Genomic DNA, 17,633 nt, shown 5'->3' with positions numbered 1-17,633 from the left:
GGAATGATCCGCCATGGCGACCAAAGTCAAATTCCTAAGCCGCTCTCCGCCGGACTTGCCGGGCAACCCCCGGTTTGCCCGGCAATTGCCAACGGGCTGGGCCGCGCGCAAAGAGCTCGACTTCATTTTCGACATCGAGGCCAGGAATTACGACTGGCTGGTCGTCTATGACGACCTGCCCCGCTTTGTCGGCATGAATGAGGAGCCGCTTGCCTGCCCGCCGGAAAACACGGTGCTGATCACCTCGGAGCCAAGTGGCATCAAGGTTTACGGCCGGTCTTTCGTGCGCCAGTTCGGCCATGTCCTGACCAGCCAGGAACCGGTGGCGCTGCGCCACCCCGACCGTATCTGGCACCAGGCTGGACTGATCTGGTACTACGGCATGGACGAGGACCATCACCGCTATCTGCCCGTCGACAAGATCGTGAACCGCGTTCCCGAAAAGACCGAAACGATCGCGACCGTCTGCTCCAGCAAGCGCCAGAGCCACACGCTTCACCGGCTGCGCTATGATTTCACGGAATATGCCGCCAAGCACATACCCGAGCTTCAGGTTTTCGGGCATGGCCGCCGGCATATGGATGACAAGGCCGAAGCCATCGACAGGTTCCGCTACCATCTGGCGATCGAGAACCACGTCGCCCCGCACCACATCACCGAGAAGCTATCGGACCCGTTTCTCGGCCTTTCGCTGCCTTTCTATTTCGGCGCCCCCAATGTCTTCGATTACTTCCCCGAAGACAGCGTCATCCCGGTGGACATCCGCAAACCGGCCGAAGCGGTCGAGATCATGCGAGCGGCCATCGTCTCCAACGAATATGAGAAGCGTCTGCCGGCGATCCTTGAGGCCAGGCGTCGCGTGATCGAGGACTACAATCTGTTTGCGCTGATCGCCGGGATCGTGCGCAGCGACAAGCCGGTACGTTACGTCCCCCCTGTCACCGCGATCGGCAGCCAGCGCGCCGCGCGCAAGGCCGCCCCGGTCTCGGGCATCATCGATTTCGCCTTCCGCACCGGCTTGCAACTCAAGAACCGCATCGCCAACCTGCGCTCGCCCGACTGGAGCAGCCCCAAGGCGGGTTAAGTTCTCAGCCAGGCCGATGCGCCGAGCACGATACCGAACAACGCCGAGCATACCATCGCCAGAAGCGCCACATTGCGATAGCTGGTCTCCGAGCCGCGCCGGAAGAAATAGGCGCCGAGCGCGGAGCCGCCGGCGCAGAGCGGCGCGGAAAAAAGTCCGAGCAGGACGACGTGGAGGTGAAGCGCGCCCTTGAAGGCCGCCGTCGCCAGCGCGAACACCGCCAGAATCGCGAACAGGATGATCATCGAGGCCCGCTTGGTCCGCGCCGGCACCTCTCGCGCGAGAAAATACGCCACGACCGGCGGACCAGGCGCTGCGGCAAGACCGCTGAACAGGCCGGCGAAAAACCCGACCGCAGTGGTGGAGACTGCACCCGGCCGGGGTCCAAGCGAGAACCTGAAGAACAGCGCCGCGGCAGCCCCGGCCGTGATCGAGCCGATCACGATCTGCGCCAGCCAGAGGGGCACGACGGAAATAAACAGCAGTCCCACCGGTGTCCCGAAGATGGCGGCGAGCGTCAGCAGGCCGACGGCGCGGCGATCGGCATGGCCGATGCATTCCGGCAAATCGATCAGAGTCAGCGTGATCTGCACCACCAGCACGGCGAGCACCGCATCGGCCGGCGGCACCAGCAGCACCAGAAACGGCATGGCGACCAGCGCCATGCCGAATCCGGCCAGACCGCGCAGGAAAGCGCCCATCGCCAGACAGGCGGCAAAGCCGGCGAACACCGGAAAGGAAATGGCAAGGTCGGGCATGCGCCCTCACCTCATGCCGGGATGAGGGGCGACGCCGCGCGTGGTCGCACGTCTCATTTCTGCGCGCCCGCCTGGCAGGCGGTCACCGCGATCATGTCGAGCACATCCTCAGCCGAGCAGCCGCGCGAGAGATCATTGGCCGGCTTGTCCAGCCCCTGCAGCACCGGGCCGATGGCCGACGCCCCGCCGATGCGCTGGGCGATCTTGTAGCCGATATTGCCGGCCTGTAGATCGGGAAAGATGAAGATATTGGCCTCACCGCCGAGCGGCTCGGCAGCCCCCTTGGATTTGGCGATCTCGGGAACGAAGGCGGCATCGAATTGCAGCGCGCCGTCGACCGCGAGATCCGGGCGGTTGAGCTGCACCAGCTTCACGGCCTGCTCGACCTTGTCGACCATGGGATGTGAGGCGCTGCCGCGGGTGGCGAAGGACAGCATAGCCACGCGCGGCGTATCCCCGGTGAGCATGGTGTAGGAGCCGGCCGCCGCGATCGCGATCTTGCTGAGTTCCGCCGCATCCGGATCGATGACCAAGCCACAATCTGAAAACAGGAAGGCGCCCTTCTTGGGATGGTGGTCGGCCTCCAGCATCATCAGGAAGAAGCTGGAGACCAGCCGGGTGCCGGGCGCCGCGCCGATCACCTGGATCGCGGTGCGAACCACATCGGCGGTCGAGCATGCCGCGCCAGAGACCGTGCCGTCCGCATGCCCGGCCTTCACCATCAGGGCTGCGAAAACATAAGGATTGCGCGCCGCCGTGTCGGCATCCTCCTCGGTGACACCCTTGTGCTTGCGCAGCGTGAAATAGAGCTTCGAGAGTTCGGGCAGGAGGTCTGAGCTTTCCGGAGAAACCACCTCTATGGCTTCAGGGCAGGTTATGCCGATCTCAGCGCAAAGCTTGTCGATGTCGCTCTTTACGCCGACCAGAATAATGCGGGCCACGCCCATCTCGGCCGCCTTGCAGGCTGCCTCCAGCACGCGCCGGTCATTCGATTCCGGCAGAATGATCGTCTTCTTCAGCCGCTTTGCGTTGGCGAAAATCTTCTCTAGCTGGTTCATGTTCTCACCCTGCGGGTCTGATTGCGCTGATCGGGACGACGGGCCCATAAAAAGCATTTCAGGGGCGATTGGCAAGATCGCTCCCTGCCTCATTTTCAGCCGCCAAAGCGGGAAGACGCTGCCTCCCCGCTCCGCGACGAGCCGCGGCTCACACGGCTTGCTTGCGCATGTCCGCCGGGTTGATGCCTGCGACCGAGACCGGCTTCTTCATCGCATCGCGACGGAAGGGCTCGCCGAGTTCCTGGTTCAGCACCACCTCGATGAAGGTCGTTTTCTTTTCCTTCATCTGGCGCTCGACGGCCTTGTCGAGTTCTGTGGAAAGCTGCTCCATCGAGGTCACCTGAACGCCTTCGACGCCGCAGGCCTTGGCGATATCGGCGTAGCGGACGTCGAGCGAGAGTTCGGTGCCCACGAAATTGTCGTCAAACCACAGCGTGGTGTTGCGCTTTTCCGCGCCCCACTGGTAGTTGCGGAAGATCACCATGGTGATCGCCGGCCAGTTGTCGCGCTTCAGCGACACCATCTCGTTCATGGAGATGCCGAAGGCGCCGTCGCCCGCAAAGCCGACGACCGGTGTATTCGGCTGGCCGATCTTGGCGCCGACGATCGCCGGGAAGCCGTAGCCGCAGGGGCCGAACAGGCCGGGCGCCAGATATTTGCGGCCTTCCTCAAAGGTCGGATAAGCGTTGCCGATCGCGCAGTTATTGCCGATATCCGATGTTATGATCGCATTCTTCGGCAGCGTCTTCTGGATCGCGCGCCATGCCATGCGCGGGCTCATCCGCTCCGGCTCGCGGTCGCGGGCGCGTTCGTTCCAGCTAGTGCCCGGATCGTCCTGTTCGTGGTCAAGCGAGGTCAGCTCCTGAGCCCAGGCCGATTTGGTCTTGGCGATCAGCGCCTTGCGGTCATCGCGATCAATATCGCCCGCATTGTCGGTGAGCTTTTCCAGAATGCTTGTCGCGACCTTCTTCGAATCGCCGACGATACCGACCGTGACCGGCTTGGTGAGGCCGATTCGGTCCGGGTTGATGTCGACCTGAATGATCGCCGCATCCTTCGGCCAGTAATCGATGCCGTAACCCGGCAGCGTCGAGAACGGGTTGAGGCGGGTGCCGAGCGCCAGCACGACATCGGCCTTGGCGATCAGCTCCATACCGGCCTTGGAGCCGTTGTAGCCGAGCGGGCCGGCAAACAGCGGATGGTTGCCGGGGAAGGCATCATTATGCTGGTAGCCGACGCAGACCGGTGCATCCAGCCGTTCGGCAAGCGCCTTGGAGGCTTCGATCGCGCCGCCGAGTACCACACCCGCGCCGTTGAGGATCACGGGGAATTTGGCTTCGCTGAGAAGCTTCGCTGCACGGTCGATCGCCTGTTCACCGCCGGAGGGACGTTCGAACTCGACGATGGCCGGCAGTTCGATATCGATGACCTGGGTCCAGAAATCGCGCGGAATGTTGATCTGCGCCGGGCCACAGGCGCGCTTGGCCTTCAGGATCACGCGGTTCAAGACTTCGGCGATGCGTGAGGCGTCACGCACTTCTTCCTGATAGGCGACCATGTCCTTGAACAGCGCCATCTGTTCCACTTCCTGGAAACCGCCCTGCCCCATGGTCTTGTTGGCGGCCTGCGGGGTGACGACCAGAAGAGGCGTGTGGTTCCAGTAGGCGGTCTTGACCGGGGTTACCAGCGAGGTGATGCCCGGCCCGTTCTGGGCAACGACCATCGACATCTTGCCCGAAGCGCGGCTGTAGCCGTCGGCCATCATCCCGGCATTGCATTCATGGGCACAGTCCCAGAACTCAATGCCGGCCTGCGGAAACAGGTCGGAAATCGGCATCATGGCCGAGCCGATGATCCCGAAGGCGTGTTCGATGCCATGCATCTGAAGAACTTTGACGAAAGCCTCTTCGGTGGTCATTTTCATGGGTGGTCTCCTCTACGAAATTGTATTCGGTGTCATGCGGTCCGGCGGCTATCTTCGCGCACGAGATCGCTGCATTTCTCGCCGATCATGATCGCCGGCGCATTGGTGTTGCCGGAAACGATCTCCGGCATGATCGAACAATCGGCGACGCGAAGCCCGGCGACGCCGCGCACTCTGAGACGCTCGTCGACGACCGCGCGCTCGTCCTGGCCCATGCGGCATGTGCCGGTCGGGTGATAGATCGAGGCGGTATAGTTGCGCGCCCAATCGAGCGTGCCCTCGTAATCATCCATGGCAAGATCGGCGGTGGGCCTGAATTCCTCGGCGATCTTCGATTTCAGCGGCGCGTGGCGGGCGATCCTGCGGGCGATCTTCACGCCCTCAACAATGGTGCGCCGGTCGGTCTCGGTCGACAGGTAATGCGGGAAGATCTTCGGATAGGTGCGCGGATCCGGCCCGTTGAGCACGATCTCGCCCCGGCTTTCCGGGCGCAACTGGCAGACCGACATGGTGAAGGCGGAAAACGGATGCACGCCCTCGCCGGGATTGTCGGCCGACCACGGTTGAACATGGAACTGGATATCTGGCGTCTCCACATGATCGCCAGTGCGCATGAAGCCGGTGGCAAGGCTTGCGGCCATCGCCATGGGCCCCGCGCGGAACATTGCGTATTTCAGCGCAATCCGGGCCTGGTTGAACAGCGAGCGGACCTCGTCGTTCAGCGTCGGTTCGTTACACTTGAAAACCAGCCGGGCCTGAAGGTGATCCTGCAGGTTGCGCCCGACATCCGGCGTGTGCTGAACCACCTCGATGCCGTTTTGCTTCAACTGGTCGCCATCGCCGATGCCGGATAGCATCAAGAGTTGCGGCGAGTTGATGGTGCCGGACGACAGGATCACCTCCCGACGGCAGGTCACCAGCGCATCGCGCGTTCCGCCCGCCAGATAGCTGACGCCCGTCGCCCTGCCATTTTCGATCTCGACCTTCTTCACCAGCGCGCCGGTGACGATCTTAAGGTTGGGGCGGTTCTTGACCGGATTGAGGAAGGCGACGGCGGCGCTGCAGCGCCGGCCCTTGCGGGCGGTGAGCTGAAAATAGCCGACGCCCTCCTGGGTCTCGCCATTATAATCCGGGTTAAAGGGGTAGCCCGCCGCGGGGGGGGGGGGGGGGGGGGCCGCCCCCCCCCCCCCCCCCCCCCCCCCCCCCCCCCCCACGGCTCCAGTCCGGCCCGTCAGTCGCGAACGCCGCCTTCGTCGTCCAGTCTCATTCTCTTCATCTGCCGCAGACGGCCAAGGAAGATCGGCAGGACGAAGCCGACGATGGCGATGACCCACAGCGTGATCGACAGGGGTGAGCTGACGAGCGTCAAGTAGTCGCCATTGGCGATATTCACGGCGCGGCGGAAGTTCACCTCCATCTCGTTTCCGAGAAGCGTGCCGAGAATGACCGGGACGAGCGGCACGTCCAGCTTGCGCAGGACCCAGCCCATGATGCCGAAGCCTACCATGACGAGCAGGTCGAAGCTTGAGCCGGATATGCCGTAGATCCCGACGAAGGAGATCATGGCGACGATCGGCATGAGGATGCGCGGCGGCACCAGCAGCAGGCGCGTGAAGAACCCGACCATGGGTATGTTCATGGCGAGCAGCATGAAGTTGGCGATAAACAGCGCTGCAATCAGGCCCCAGACAACGTCCGGGTTCTGCGTGAACAGCAGAGGACCGGGGGTGATGTTGAGCGCCAGCAGAACCGCCAGCAGAACCGCGGTTGTTCCGGAGCCCGGGACGCCCAGCGCCAGCATCGGCACCAGCGCGCCACCGGCGGCCGCGTTGTTACCTGCTTCCGGCGCAGCCACGCCGCGCGGATCGCCCTTGCCAAACGTGCCCTTGCGGTCGACCAGCCGCTTTTCCATCGAATAGGAGATAAACGATCCGAGCGAGGCGCCTGCGCCCGGCAAGACGCCGGCTATGAAGCCGAGCCCGGTGGTGCGCAACATGGTCGGCGTGCAAGAACGGATCAGGTTCCACGACGGTGTGATCCGGCCGATTTTCATCTTTGGCTTAGCGGAGATGTCGCTATCGGTGCCCCGATGTTCCAGGAAGACGAAGACCTCCGACAAGGCGAACAGGCCGACGATGGCGACGAGGAAGTCGATCCCGTCATAGAGATGCACCTCGCCGAAGGTAAAGCGGGGGACGCCGGTCTGGGTGTCGACGCCGATCATCGCCAGCCCGAGTCCCAGCGCCGCCGCAAACGCGGATTTCGCCTGATTTGTCGACGAGATGCCGCCGAGTGTCGCGAAAGCCAGCGTGAACAGCGCAAAATATTCTGCCGGGCCGAAAAGCAGCGCCACCTTGACCAGCTGCGGCGCCAGAAGGACGAGGCCCCATGTGGCGAAAAACGAACCCACGAAGGAGGCGATGCCGGACAGCGCCAGCGCCTCGCCGGCCCGGCCTTGCTGGGCCATCGGATAACCGTCGAGACAGGTCATCATCGCCGGCTCGTCGCCGGGAATGTTCAGCAGGATCGAGGAGATGCGGCCGCCATACATGGCGCCGTAATAGACCGAGGTCAGCAAGATCAGCGACGGCGTGGCACCGAGGCCGAGCGTGAATGCGAGCGGAATAAGAATGGCGACGCCGTTCGACGGTCCCAGACCGGGAAGCGCCCCCATGATCGTGCCGAGAAAGCAGCCGAGCAGCGCAAGCGCGAGGTTCTGCCAGGTCAGGGCGACGACGAAGCCGTCGGCGAGGGAAGAAATCGTGTCCATCGGTTCCTCCTCAGAAGCCGAACGGGCCGCGGGCCAGGGAAAGACCGAGAACCAGGTGGAAGATAATGTAGATGCCGACCGATGTGGCGATGCCGATGATGAGACTTTCAATCGGGCGCGAGCCGAGACGCCAGGTCAGGTAGGCCGCGGCGACTGCCGTGGCGACCACGAATCCGGCAACCGGCAGCAGCTCGGCATAGGCGGCGAGAACCAGCACGGCCAGGCCGATCTCCGCAAGACGTCCGGCGCGCGGCCAGTGCGGCTCGGGGTCCGGCTTGACCAGGAAGTAGACCGAGGAAATACCCATCACGGCAGCGATGATGTAGGGAAAGACTTTCGGGCCGACGGCGTCGGTCAGGAAGCTTTCCTGGATGATCGAGGCCTGCCAGGCGAAGAAGATGGCGATAACGAAGCCGATCCCGCCAAAAATGCGATCGCTCATTCTATCCTCACAATAAACATTGATACTGTCAGGCCCCCGCAGCGGCGTGCGAGGGCGGTTTTCCGGTATTGCTGACGGTTATTGCAGGATGCCGATCTGTTTCGACAGGTCGGTGATGTTCTGCACCGATTCAGCCACGAACTGCTGGAATTCCTCGCCCTGCAGGTCGAGAGGGGCGAGCCCGTTCCTTTCCATCACGGCTTTCCATTCATCGGAGCTGTAGAGCGTGCCCACTGCCTCGACCCAGTAGTTGTAGGCTGCGTCGCTCATCTTGCCCGGGCCGTAAAAACCGCGCCAGTTGGCGCCGATCGCGTCGATGCCCTGTTCCTTTGCCGTCGGGAATTCGGCGAATTCGCCGCTGAGGCGTTCGGGGGCCAGGACGGCAAGCACCTTGATGTCGCCGGATTCGACGAAGCCCTTGGCTTCGGACAGATCGCCGGTAAAGGCCTGAAGCGAACCGGCAAGGAGCTGCGTGACGGCTTCACCGCCACCGGCAAACGCGATGTACTTGACCTTGCGCACGTCCTCGATGCCGGCCTTCTGCGCAGCGATCAGCACCTTGAGGTGATCCCAGCCGCCCACGGCCGAACCGCCGCCGATCGCGACCGAGGTCGGATCTTCCTTGATCTGATCCATCAGCTGCGGAAGCGTGTCGATGTCGCTGTCGGCAGCGACCGCAATGACGCCGTAGTCGGCGCCGACGGCGCCGATCCAGCGCACCTGGTCCATCGTGTTGCCCGGAAACGCGTTCTGCGCGAGGCGCGTGGCCGTCGCGGATGAGGCAGCGACAATGAGGTCGTTGTCGTCATCCCGCTTGTTCACGACTTCAGCAAAAGCCACGCCGCCACCGCCGCCTGAAAGGTTCACAACCTGCATGGTGGACGGGATGATATCGAGATCCTGCATGGTCTTGCCCACCTGCCGGCAGGTGAAGTCCCAGCCGCCGCCGGGATTGGCGGGAGCGATACATTCGGGATTTTCGGGTGTGAAATCCTGCGCGGTCGCCACGAAGGGTGCAAGGGTCAGTGCGGCGGCAACCAGTAGGCTGCGCCCGGGAATCAAAAAGTTCATGATTTCTCCTCCAAAAAGCATACCCGGACATCGTTTATGTCTGCCCGATCGTCTCACCCTACCAGCACAAGCTGTCATCAACCTGTCATTGCTGGCCAGTGAGACTTTCGCCCCGGTGGAGGCGGGTATAGTGTAACTCCGGGAGGAGCAGCGAAACGAAATGCGGGTACTGATCGTGGAGGATGCGGCGGATGTCGCCGAGGCCATAGCGGCGAGCCTGGCGCGGGCGGGCTTTGTCTGCGACATCGCTGCCGACATCGCGCACGCTTCGGCCTTCCTCAAGGCGCAGGCTTTCGACGTGCTCGTGCTCGACATCAACCTGCCGGACGGAGACGGTCGCGGTTTCCTGCGTAGCCTGCGCCGTGGCGGCAACCACACGCCTGTGCTGATGCTGACGGCGCGCTTCGACGTTTCGTCCCGCGTCGGCGCGCTGGATGAGGGGGCGGACGATTATCTGGTCAAGCCTTTCGACCTGCGCGAACTGGAGGCGCGACTGCGGGTGCTGACGCGCCGCAATCGCGGCCTGGCCGACAGCCAGCTTTCGCTGGGCCGGCTCGTGATCGACACGGCCGGACAGACCGTGCGATGCGACGGCGACCTCGTCAGCATGACCCGCCGCGAAATGGCGCTCCTCAATCTTCTCGCGGCCCATCGCGGTCAGATCATGTCGAAGGAACGTCTTTTCGATGGTCTGTTTTCGCTCGACAACGCGGATGTCGGCCTGAATACGGTGGAACTTTACATCGCCCGGTTGCGCAAAAAGCTGGCGGGAGCCGGCGTTGCGATAGAGACGCATCGCGGTCTTGGATACCGGCTGGATGTCGGGGATGCGTAAGGCGGCCGGTTTGCGCGGAACACTGTCACTCAAGAGCCGTGTCGCGCTCGCAATGGCCGCTGTCCTGGCCGTGGGCGGTGCGATGGTACTGGTGGCAGCACTTGCCTATGGTCGCCAGGCCGCGCGCGAGGCCTATGATCGGCTGCTCGTCGGCGCGGCGAGCGACATCGCGGAATCCATCACGGTCCGCGACGGCGCAGCACTGGTCGATATGCCGGTCTCGGCGTTCGAACTGCTGGCACTCGCGCCCGATGACCGGATCAGCTACCGCATCGTCGGTCCGGACGGTCAGACGATAACCGGTTACGATACCGCGCCCTTGCCCCGGGAGGAGGGCGATCTCGTATTCTATGACGGGGCGTTCGGGAGCGAGAAAGCGCGCTATGTCGGTCTTGTGCGCCGGTTTGCGGAACGCAGTTTTTCAGGACCGGTGCAGGTCATCGTTGGTCAGACATTGAAGGCGCGCACGGAACTGGCCCGTGATATCGCGCAGAACGCGCTCATCGTTCTGGGCGCGGCCGGCGCGGCCATGGCGTTCTTTGCGTGGCTGGTGATGCGCTCCGCGCTTCTGCCTCTGCCGCGTATCGGCTTCGCGCTCAGGCGACGTGACCCGACAGACCTGACCCCCATCGATCTGTCGGCTCCGTCCGAGGTCGCAACGCTCGTCGAGTCGCTGAACGGATTCATGGCGCGTCTCGACCATCAGATGACAACCAACCGAAACCTGATCGGCGATGCCGCGCACCAGCTTCGCACCCCCGTTGCCGCCATCCGTGCGCAAGCCCAGTTGGCAGCGGAAGAACCCGATGCCGCGCGCCGGGAAAAAATGGTGGCCCGCATTCATGAGCGCGCCGTGAGCCTCAGTCACCTGCTGGACCAGATGCTGAACCACGCAATGATCATACATCGCGCGGATACGGCCCCCCGCGCGCTCGTTGATCTCCGCGATGTCGCGATCGAGGCCTTCGAGGCGAACGAGCCGGGTGCTTTCGGGAAAGAGTATGCGGTCTCCCTTGACCTTCCGGATTCTCCTGTGACGGTCCGCGGCGACATGATGTCGCTTGCCGAGGCGGCCAAGAACCTGCTCGGCAATGCCCTCAATCACGGCCGTCCGCCGGTGCGAATCGGCGTGCGCAGCGGCGATCGCGCGATCCTTTTCGTCTATGACCGGGGCGATGGTCCGCCCGCGGAGATTCTTGACGAGCCTGGTAAGCGTTTTGCCGGCGATCAAAGCAAGGCAAGCGGTGGTCTCGGGCTGGCGATTGCGCATGCGGTCGCCGCAAGCCACGCCGGATGGATAACGTTTCATGCCATCGACGGCGGCTTCGAGGCCGCCCTCGACCTGCCCAAAGACGGATAACGACATGCGCTATCTCGCTTGTATTCTTTTCCTCGTCTGGTCTTCTCCTGCCGCAGCGCAGGAACTGTCCGAATCATTCGGTCCGCCCACCGCAAAACCGCTCATCATACACTCGACCACGGATCTTACGGTCATGAAGCCGGTGCTCGAGGGCTACCTGGCGGGAAAGCCGAACCTCAGGATCGAATACGAACAGTGGGGCTCCAACGATCTCTACGAGCTTGCGGCCAGGGACTGCGCCGAGGCAAGTGCCGGCGCCGACATCGTCATCAGCTCTGCGGTCGACCAGATGGTGCGGCTGGTCAATGACGGCTGCGCCGCGACTTACCGCTCCGAACTGACCGCATCGCTTCCAACCGAACTCAGATGGCGCGACCAGCTCTGGGGTATCTCGCGCGAGCCCGCGGTGATGGTCTACAATGCCGAGCTTGTGCCCGCCATGGACGTCCCGCGATCGCGTTTCGACCTTCTCGATCTGCTTCGCCCCGAAAACAGCCGCTACCGTGGACGATTGGCGACCTATGATATCGAGACATCCGGGCTCGGCTATCTCCTGGCCTTTGCCGATTCGCTCGAGGCGACCACCTTCGGCGGCCTCATGGAATCCTTCGGCCGCAGCGGCGCGGTCGCGACCTGCTGTTCCGCCGAAATCATCGATGCGGTGATCGAGGGCAAGTACCTCATCGCCTACAATATTCTTGGGTCCTATGCGCTGGCACGCGCCGAGAAAGACCCGCGGCTCGGCATCGTCGCGCCCAGCGACTACACGCTCATGCTTTCACGCGGCGCGATGATACCGCGTGACGCCGCCTCGAAGCAGCTCGCCGCAGAATTTCTCGATTACCTTCTTTCGCGCGCTGGCCGCGAAGCGCTCGAGAAGGCGCTGCTCCTGGTCCGGCTGGACGATGACGATGGTTCGCCGCTCGAACTACCGGAAACCGCGCAGTCCAACGAACGCCTGATCCCGCTTTCTCCGACGCTTCTGATCGCGCTCGACAGGCAGAAGCGGTATATTTTCCGCGAACGCTGGCGCGCGGCGTTTCCACGCGAAGAGTGAAAGTTCACCTCCGTTTTCGACACGTTCTCACCAAGCTCGCCAATTGTGGTATTTCCCGATACCGGAGCGCCCGCTCTTATAGAGAAGTCAGTTTCGGATGCATTGTGGTAGCCGCACTTCGCTATCGACAAGCCAGACCCGTGGGTCGATGTCGAAGATGGCGTCGATCCGCATTTCGTGCTGCTGTACGATCTTGCCACGGAAAACACGTGCCAAAGCTCTCCATGGGCATGTCCGACGATTACGAGATCGCGGTTACCTTCGGCGCGACCGACGTGCGCGTCGACCCCTTCGTCCGTGGCTTCACTTCGGCGTTAGTCTGTTTGCCCCGTCGAGGCGGATCACTTCGCCGTTGAGGTAATCGTTTTCGACCGCGAAGACGACAGCATGGGAGAATTCCGCCGGATCGCCAAGGCGGGCGGGAAAAGGGATCGTTGCGGCGATCGATGTCTGCGCCTCGTCCGGCAGGTTGTGGAGCAGCGGGGTGAGGAAAACGCCGGGCGCCAGCGTGTTGACCCGAACGCCGAAACGGGCGAATTCGCGCGCCAGCGGCAAGGTCATCGAGACGATGCCGCCCTTGGAAGCAGCATAGGCCGCCTGGCCGATCTGGCCCTCGAAGGCGGCGATCGAGGCGGTGTTGACGATCACGCCACGGCTCTCGCCAACCGGTTCTGCAAGCGACATGCGGTGGACCGACAGCCTGACCACATTGAACGTGCCCATCAGGTTGATCCTGAGCGTACGCTCGAAATCGGCCATCGGCATCGGCCCGTCGCGGCCGACCGCGCGCCCGGCCGTGCCGATGCCGGCGCAACTGACAGCGATCCTGACCGTGCCATGGGCCGCCTCGGCGGCATCGAGCGCAGCCGTGACGTCGGCTTCGCTGGAAACATCGCCGACGGCTGCAATCCCGCCGATTTCGGCGGCGACCTTCTCGGCCGCCTCACCATTTATGTCCAGCACCGTGACCCTGGCGCCTTTTCCCGCAAGCGCACGCGCCGTTGCCGCACCGAGCCCCGAACCTGCACCGGTCACCAGCGCGGCCATGCCTTCAACCTTCATCGTCAGCCCGCCTTTCTGCCTTGCGGCTTGCCCGCGATGATCACCTCGGGTCCGTCCGCATAAAGGGCCTCGACCAGCTCCGCGCGGTTGGCGAGCACCGCCCGCTGGTTGACCGAGCCCTTGTCGGTCACTTCGCCCTTGTCCATGCGAAGCGGCGCGGTCAGCAGCATGGCGCGGGCGATCCGGTTGGAGGAGCCGGTGGCGTGTCCGGCGAAATCCGTCAGAAGCTCGCCAAGCCGGGAAAGCACCGTCGGATGCTTATAAAGGGCCGCATCATCCATTTCGGCCCCGCCGTCCACCAGACGCTCGATTGCCGGGCGGAAGGGCACGAGCAGCGCGCCGAGTTCGAACTGGCCCTCGCCGGCAATCACCGCATCACGGATCAGCCCGCCCATGGCATCGACCAGCTTTGCCCGCATCGCTCCAACGGCAACCCAGGTGCCGGTCTGCAGCTTGAAGTTTTCTGCCGTGCGCCCGTCGAAGAAATAGCCGCGGGCCGGATCGCCGGGGACGGCGGGGCGCAGCGCGTCGCCCATATTGTAGAAGCCTTCCTCGTCGAAGGCCTTTTCGGTCAGGTCCGGCCGCCGCCAGTAGCCGGGCGTGACGTTCGGTCCCTTGAAGCGCACTTCCATCTTGCCGCCAACGGGCACCAGCTTCATGGTGACTTCGCGCGCCGGCACGCCGCAATTGCCCGGCTCGTCCTGCGGTTCGGTGCAGAACATGGCGAACGGCCCGGTTTCGGTGGAGCCGAGGCCGGAGCCCATCAGCGTGTGGGCACCGGTGGAGCGCTCGGAAAGCGCGTTGAGGTGATGCCAGGTGTGGCTTGCCATGCCCGCGCCGGCATACATGATCATCTTGAGATTGCGGAAAAAACTGTCGCGCAGGACCTCATCCTTTTCCATCGCCTCGCACAGCACCTCATAGCCGGCCGGCACATTGAAATACCATGTGGGCGAAATCTCGCGCAGATTGCGGATTGTCTCGGCCATGCCTTTGGGCGTGGGCTTGCCGGCGTCGATATAATAGGTGCCGCCATTATAGAGCGCGATGTTGAATACCTTGTTGCCGCTGGCGACGTGGTTCCAGGGCGCCCAGTCGACCAGAACGGGCGGCTCGTCGCCGAGAAAGCGGTAGCAGTCGAGCACCTGCGCCATGTTGGCGCACATCATTCGCTGGGTCTGGATCACCGCCTTCGGCGTGCCGGTGGTGCCGGAGGTGAACAGGAATTTGGCGATCGTGTCCGGTCCCGTGGCGGCAAAGGCATCGTCGGCCGCGGGCGATGGGGCGGTCGCAATCACCTCATCCCAGGCGAAATGATTGCGGCCGGGAACAGTGCCGCCCGCCAGTATGAGCGGCACGGCAGGATCGATGACTTCGGTGATCGCGGCGGCGAAGCGGTCCGCCTCCTTCGCGAAGATCGCGCCTGGCGTCACCGCGCCCGCTATATCCTTCAGTTTTGCGCGCCCCTCGGGAATGAGCGAATAGGCTGGCGCCACGGCTGCTGAAGGTATGCCGACATATTGGGCGGAAAGCGCGATGACGGCATGTTCGAGTGAGTTTTCCGACAGGATCATCAGCGGTCGCTCGGCTGAGAGATCATGGTCAAGCAGAAAGGTTCCGACGCGGCGCATCAGGTCGCGCAACCGGGCGAAAGTGATCGTGCGCCATGCGCCGCTGTCGTCGCGCTCGGCCATCCACACGCGTTCCGGCGCGGTTTCGGCAAAGTGCAGGATGCGGTCGCCGAGGCGGGCGGGATAGGAACCCAGCTTGTCTTCCTGCCAGATGACTTGGCTGCCGTCGGCGCGTTCCTCCACCCGGATGCGCGGCTCCCAGACCCGCACCGGGCGTATCTTCTCCATGCCTGCCATGGATCCTCCTCCAATTCTCGAGCGCCCCCTCGGTCCGGGCCGCGAAATCCTCTCGGGTCGTCCTTGTCCGGCCCCTCCCTTCAGGTCGGACAATTGCAAGATATACAGTTTATTGATGTATTATTTACAAGGAAATTATTTTCTCGTATAGAGAAAACTGGAATGTTCGAAAGGAAGTTTATGGTGACCACAGGGCAAGAGGCCGACCTTGTAACCTATGAAATGCGCGGAGAGGTTGCGCTTCTCGGGCTCAATCGTCCGGAAAAACGCAACGCGATCAGCGACAGGGTCGTCGAGGCACTCGCCAGCGCAATCGAGCGGGCGCGAAGCGAGGCCAAGGCCGGCGTGATTTTCGGCAATGGCAGGCATTTCTGCGCCGGACTGGACCTTTCCGAACATGTGAAGAAATCCGCTTTCGAAGGCGTACACAGTTCGCGCCGCTGGCATGAGGTATTCGGCCGAATCGAATTCGGTCCGATCCCGTGGTTCTGCGCCCTGCACGGCGCCGTGGTCGGCGGCGGGCTGGAGCTTGCGTCTGCCGCGCAGATCCGCATTGCCGACGAGACCACCTTCTTCGCCCTGCCGGAAGGCCAGCGCGGCATCTTTGTCGGAGGCGGCGGCTCGGTGCGCACCGCGCGGCTGATGGGCGTGGCGCGAATGACGGACCTGATGCTGACGGGCCGTTCGATCGATGCCGAGACCGGAGAACGCTGGAACCTTGTCCAATATGTCGTCCCGGCTGGAAAATCGGTTGAAAAGGCGCTGGAACTTGCCAAAAGGGCAGCCTCCAACGCGGAACTCTCCAATTACGCCGTCATCAACGCGCTGCCGCGCATGCGCGAGATGAGCCGCGACGACGGCCTTTTGATGGAAAGCTTCATTTCATCTTTCACCGCCACATCGCCCGAAGCGGAGGAACGGTTGACCGCCTTCCTCGAAAAGCGCGCCGCCAAGGTGGCAGCGCCCGGTGGAGCCTGACATGGGAGAAGAACCACGTCTTTCTCCGCAGATCACCGACGATGTCCAGCTCGGCGAGCTTAATGATTCGCTCGGCTTTCTGCTGCGCGTGGCGCAGGTGCGTGTCTATGACCAGTTCTATGAGCGTTTCGGCGCCGACGATCTCAGGCCGGGCGAGTTTTCCATGCTCTGGGTCATTCACCTCAACCCTGACATCAAGCAGGGCATTCTGGCGCAAATGCTCAGGATCAAGCCGGCCCATATGACCAAGACGGTTCGGCGTTTCGAGGATCAGGGCCTGATCGAACGGGAGATTCCCGATCACGACCGCCGCTCCGTGCTGCTCCGGCTGACAGCGAAGGGCGAGGATTTTGTCGCCGCCAACTGTCGCAATTTCTTCGGCGAGGACGCCTATAACACCCACGATCTGAGCGCCGGGGAGGCCGCCACGCTCGCGCGCCTGCTCAGGCGCTATGTCGGGCTGGAGGGGAGGGAGGACTTATGAATTTCGACGATCTCATCGCCTTCGACGTCCATGTCCATGCCGAGGAACCCTGCTGCACCCACCGCGATGACGGCTATATGGAGTTCCAGGCCGGCATGGCGAAGTATTTCAAGAACCCTGCCGGCCGCCACGGCATGCTGCCGACGGTGGAGGAGACCGCCGCCTATTTTCGCGGACGCAGGATCGGCTGCATCATCTTTCCCGTCGATGCCGAGCGCGAGACCGGTTTTCGCCGTTACTCCAACCATGAAGTGGCGGAGATTGCGGCGAAGAACGCCGATATCATGGTGCCCTTCGCCTCTATCGACCCGGCCAAGGGCAAGCTCGGCATTCGCGAGGCGAGGAGCCTGATGCGCGACCACGGCGTGCGCGGCTTCAAGTTCCACCCGACCTATCAGGGCTTTTTTCCCAATGACCGGTCGGCCTACGGTCTCTACGAGGTGATAGAGGAAGAGGGCGGCATCGCGCTGTTTCACACCGGCCAGACCGGCGTCGGCTCCGGCATGCGCGGCGGTATGGGCATGCGGCTGAAATATTCCAATCCCATGTATCTGGACGACGTGGCGGTGGATTTTCCCGACCTGAAGATCATTGCCGCCCATCCGTCCTTCCCCTGGCAGGAAGAGGCGCTCGCCGTCGCCCAGCACAAGCCCAATGTCTATATAGACCTGTCGGGCTGGAGCCCGAAATATTTCCCGCCGATCCTGGTGAAATACGCCAATTCGCTGCTGAAGCACAAACTGCTGTTCGGCTCCGACTGGCCCGCCATCACGCCGGATCGCTGGCTTGCCGATTTTGAGAAAATCGAGATCAAGGACGAGGTTCGTCCGCTGCTTCTGAAGGAGAATGCGAGGAAGCTTCTGGCGATGTAACTGACGAAAC

The 17,633-nt window shown here is 63.1% G+C and carries 16 protein-coding genes; 7 read left to right on the top strand and 9 right to left on the bottom strand.

All coding sequences use genetic code 11. The annotated features are described in order from the left end of the window. The first annotated feature begins 13 nt into the window (after positions 1-13). Positions 14-1,084, top strand: coding sequence for a glycosyltransferase family 10 domain-containing protein (locus V6765_RS09475; protein WP_448428083.1), 1,071 nt, complete (start codon positions 14-16; stop codon positions 1,082-1,084). Here V6765_RS09475 and V6765_RS09470 read toward each other — a convergent pair. The 7 genes from V6765_RS09470 to V6765_RS09440 form a co-directional block, all read right to left on the bottom strand. Beyond that, positions 1,081-1,842 carry a sulfite exporter TauE/SafE family protein gene (locus tag V6765_RS09470; RefSeq protein WP_448428081.1) on the bottom strand — a complete coding sequence of 254 codons (762 nt, stop codon included), beginning with the start codon at positions 1,840-1,842 and terminating at the stop codon, positions 1,081-1,083. The two genes, V6765_RS09475 and V6765_RS09470, sit on opposite strands and share 4 nt — an antisense overlap. A gap of 53 nt (positions 1,843-1,895) precedes the next feature. After that, positions 1,896-2,900 carry a phosphate acetyltransferase gene (pta, locus tag V6765_RS09465; protein WP_448428079.1) on the bottom strand — a complete coding sequence of 335 codons (1,005 nt, stop codon included), beginning with the start codon at positions 2,898-2,900 and terminating at the stop codon, positions 1,896-1,898. Positions 2,901-3,048: 148 nt separating this feature from the next. Beyond that, positions 3,049-4,824 carry a sulfoacetaldehyde acetyltransferase gene (gene xsc, locus V6765_RS09460; RefSeq protein ID WP_448428077.1) on the bottom strand — a complete coding sequence of 592 codons (1,776 nt, stop codon included), beginning with the start codon at positions 4,822-4,824 and terminating at the stop codon, positions 3,049-3,051. A 32-nt stretch (positions 4,825-4,856) separates the two neighbouring features. After that, positions 4,857-6,038 carry a GMC family oxidoreductase gene (locus V6765_RS09455; protein WP_448428075.1) on the bottom strand — a complete coding sequence of 394 codons (1,182 nt, stop codon included), beginning with the start codon at positions 6,036-6,038 and terminating at the stop codon, positions 4,857-4,859. Positions 6,039-6,055: 17 nt separating this feature from the next. Further along, a complete protein-coding gene (locus tag V6765_RS09450) occupies positions 6,056-7,594 on the bottom strand; it encodes a tripartite tricarboxylate transporter permease (RefSeq protein ID WP_448428073.1) in 1,539 nt (512 codons plus the stop codon). 10 nt (positions 7,595-7,604) lie between these two features. Next, positions 7,605-8,036: a tripartite tricarboxylate transporter TctB family protein gene (locus V6765_RS09445; RefSeq protein ID WP_448428071.1), complete on the bottom strand. Its 432-nt coding sequence runs from the start codon at positions 8,034-8,036 to the stop codon at positions 7,605-7,607. A 78-nt stretch (positions 8,037-8,114) separates the two neighbouring features. Continuing rightward, entirely contained in the window at positions 8,115-9,107 is a 993-nt protein-coding gene (locus V6765_RS09440; RefSeq protein ID WP_448428069.1) for a Bug family tripartite tricarboxylate transporter substrate binding protein, read from the bottom strand. A 160-nt stretch (positions 9,108-9,267) separates the two neighbouring features. Here V6765_RS09440 and V6765_RS09435 point away from each other — a divergent pair, with 160 nt between their 5' ends. The 3 genes from V6765_RS09435 (at position 9,268) to V6765_RS09425 (ending at position 12,359) form a co-directional block, all read left to right on the top strand. Then, entirely contained in the window at positions 9,268-9,942 is a 675-nt protein-coding gene (locus V6765_RS09435) for a response regulator (protein ID WP_448428067.1), read from the top strand. Next, positions 9,935-11,302: a sensor histidine kinase N-terminal domain-containing protein gene (locus V6765_RS09430; protein ID WP_448428065.1), complete on the top strand. Its 1,368-nt coding sequence runs from the start codon at positions 9,935-9,937 to the stop codon at positions 11,300-11,302. Before V6765_RS09435 ends, V6765_RS09430 begins: the two co-directional genes overlap by 8 nt. A 133-nt stretch (positions 11,303-11,435) precedes the next feature. Beyond that, positions 11,436-12,359 carry an ABC transporter substrate-binding protein gene (locus V6765_RS09425; protein ID WP_448428063.1) on the top strand — a complete coding sequence of 308 codons (924 nt, stop codon included), beginning with the start codon at positions 11,436-11,438 and terminating at the stop codon, positions 12,357-12,359. A gap of 303 nt (positions 12,360-12,662) precedes the next feature. Here V6765_RS09425 and V6765_RS09420 read toward each other — a convergent pair whose 3' ends face one another. Both V6765_RS09420 and V6765_RS09415 read right to left on the bottom strand, forming a co-directional pair. Further along, positions 12,663-13,421, bottom strand: coding sequence for an SDR family NAD(P)-dependent oxidoreductase (locus tag V6765_RS09420; RefSeq protein ID WP_448428061.1), 759 nt, complete (start codon positions 13,419-13,421; stop codon positions 12,663-12,665). 2 nt (positions 13,422-13,423) lie between these two features. Beyond that, positions 13,424-15,289: a feruloyl-CoA synthase gene (locus tag V6765_RS09415; RefSeq protein WP_448428059.1), complete on the bottom strand. Its 1,866-nt coding sequence runs from the start codon at positions 15,287-15,289 to the stop codon at positions 13,424-13,426. A gap of 183 nt (positions 15,290-15,472) precedes the next feature. Here V6765_RS09415 and V6765_RS09410 point away from each other — a divergent pair, with 183 nt between their 5' ends. Genes V6765_RS09410 through V6765_RS09400 form a run of 3 tightly spaced genes read left to right on the top strand, consistent with a single transcriptional unit; the run spans position 15,473 to position 17,623 of the window. Then, complete coding sequence (locus tag V6765_RS09410; RefSeq protein ID WP_448428057.1) at positions 15,473-16,267, top strand: crotonase/enoyl-CoA hydratase family protein; 795 nt, start codon at positions 15,473-15,475, stop codon at positions 16,265-16,267. 1 nt (position 16,268) lies between these two features. Next, entirely contained in the window at positions 16,269-16,751 is a 483-nt protein-coding gene (locus V6765_RS09405; protein ID WP_448428055.1) for a MarR family winged helix-turn-helix transcriptional regulator, read from the top strand. After that, entirely contained in the window at positions 16,748-17,623 is an 876-nt protein-coding gene (locus V6765_RS09400; protein ID WP_448428053.1) for an amidohydrolase family protein, read from the top strand. Before V6765_RS09405 ends, V6765_RS09400 begins: the two co-directional genes overlap by 4 nt. Positions 17,624-17,633: the final 10 nt, after the last annotated feature.

The sequence above is a fragment of the Martelella sp. FOR1707 genome (assembly GCF_053484265.1).
Note: the sequence above shows the minus strand (reverse complement) of the source record. Positions and strands in the feature narration are given on the sequence as shown.

What these genes read in the sequence shown, in the direction of transcription:
- V6765_RS09450 (WP_448428073.1), bottom strand. Translation starts at nt 7,594, where the DNA reads ATGGACACGATTTCTTCCCTCGCCGACGGCTTCGTCGTCGCCCTGACC.
- xsc (WP_448428077.1), bottom strand. Translation starts at nt 4,824, where the DNA reads ATGAAAATGACCACCGAAGAGGCTTTCGTCAAAGTTCTTCAGATGCAT.
- pta (WP_448428079.1), bottom strand. Translation starts at nt 2,900, where the DNA reads ATGAACCAGCTAGAGAAGATTTTCGCCAACGCAAAGCGGCTGAAGAAG.
- V6765_RS09415 (WP_448428059.1), bottom strand. Translation starts at nt 15,289, where the DNA reads ATGGCAGGCATGGAGAAGATACGCCCGGTGCGGGTCTGGGAGCCGCGC.
- V6765_RS09400 (WP_448428053.1), top strand. Translation starts at nt 16,748, where the DNA reads ATGAATTTCGACGATCTCATCGCCTTCGACGTCCATGTCCATGCCGAG.
- V6765_RS09405 (WP_448428055.1), top strand. Translation starts at nt 16,269, where the DNA reads ATGGGAGAAGAACCACGTCTTTCTCCGCAGATCACCGACGATGTCCAG.
- V6765_RS09420 (WP_448428061.1), bottom strand. Translation starts at nt 13,421, where the DNA reads ATGAAGGTTGAAGGCATGGCCGCGCTGGTGACCGGTGCAGGTTCGGGG.
- V6765_RS09430 (WP_448428065.1), top strand. Translation starts at nt 9,935, where the DNA reads ATGCGTAAGGCGGCCGGTTTGCGCGGAACACTGTCACTCAAGAGCCGT.
- V6765_RS09435 (WP_448428067.1), top strand. Translation starts at nt 9,268, where the DNA reads ATGCGGGTACTGATCGTGGAGGATGCGGCGGATGTCGCCGAGGCCATA.
- V6765_RS09440 (WP_448428069.1), bottom strand. Translation starts at nt 9,107, where the DNA reads ATGAACTTTTTGATTCCCGGGCGCAGCCTACTGGTTGCCGCCGCACTG.
- V6765_RS09425 (WP_448428063.1), top strand. Translation starts at nt 11,436, where the DNA reads ATGAAGCCGGTGCTCGAGGGCTACCTGGCGGGAAAGCCGAACCTCAGG.
- V6765_RS09475 (WP_448428083.1), top strand. Translation starts at nt 14, where the DNA reads ATGGCGACCAAAGTCAAATTCCTAAGCCGCTCTCCGCCGGACTTGCCG.
- V6765_RS09445 (WP_448428071.1), bottom strand. Translation starts at nt 8,036, where the DNA reads ATGAGCGATCGCATTTTTGGCGGGATCGGCTTCGTTATCGCCATCTTC.
- V6765_RS09470 (WP_448428081.1), bottom strand. Translation starts at nt 1,842, where the DNA reads ATGCCCGACCTTGCCATTTCCTTTCCGGTGTTCGCCGGCTTTGCCGCC.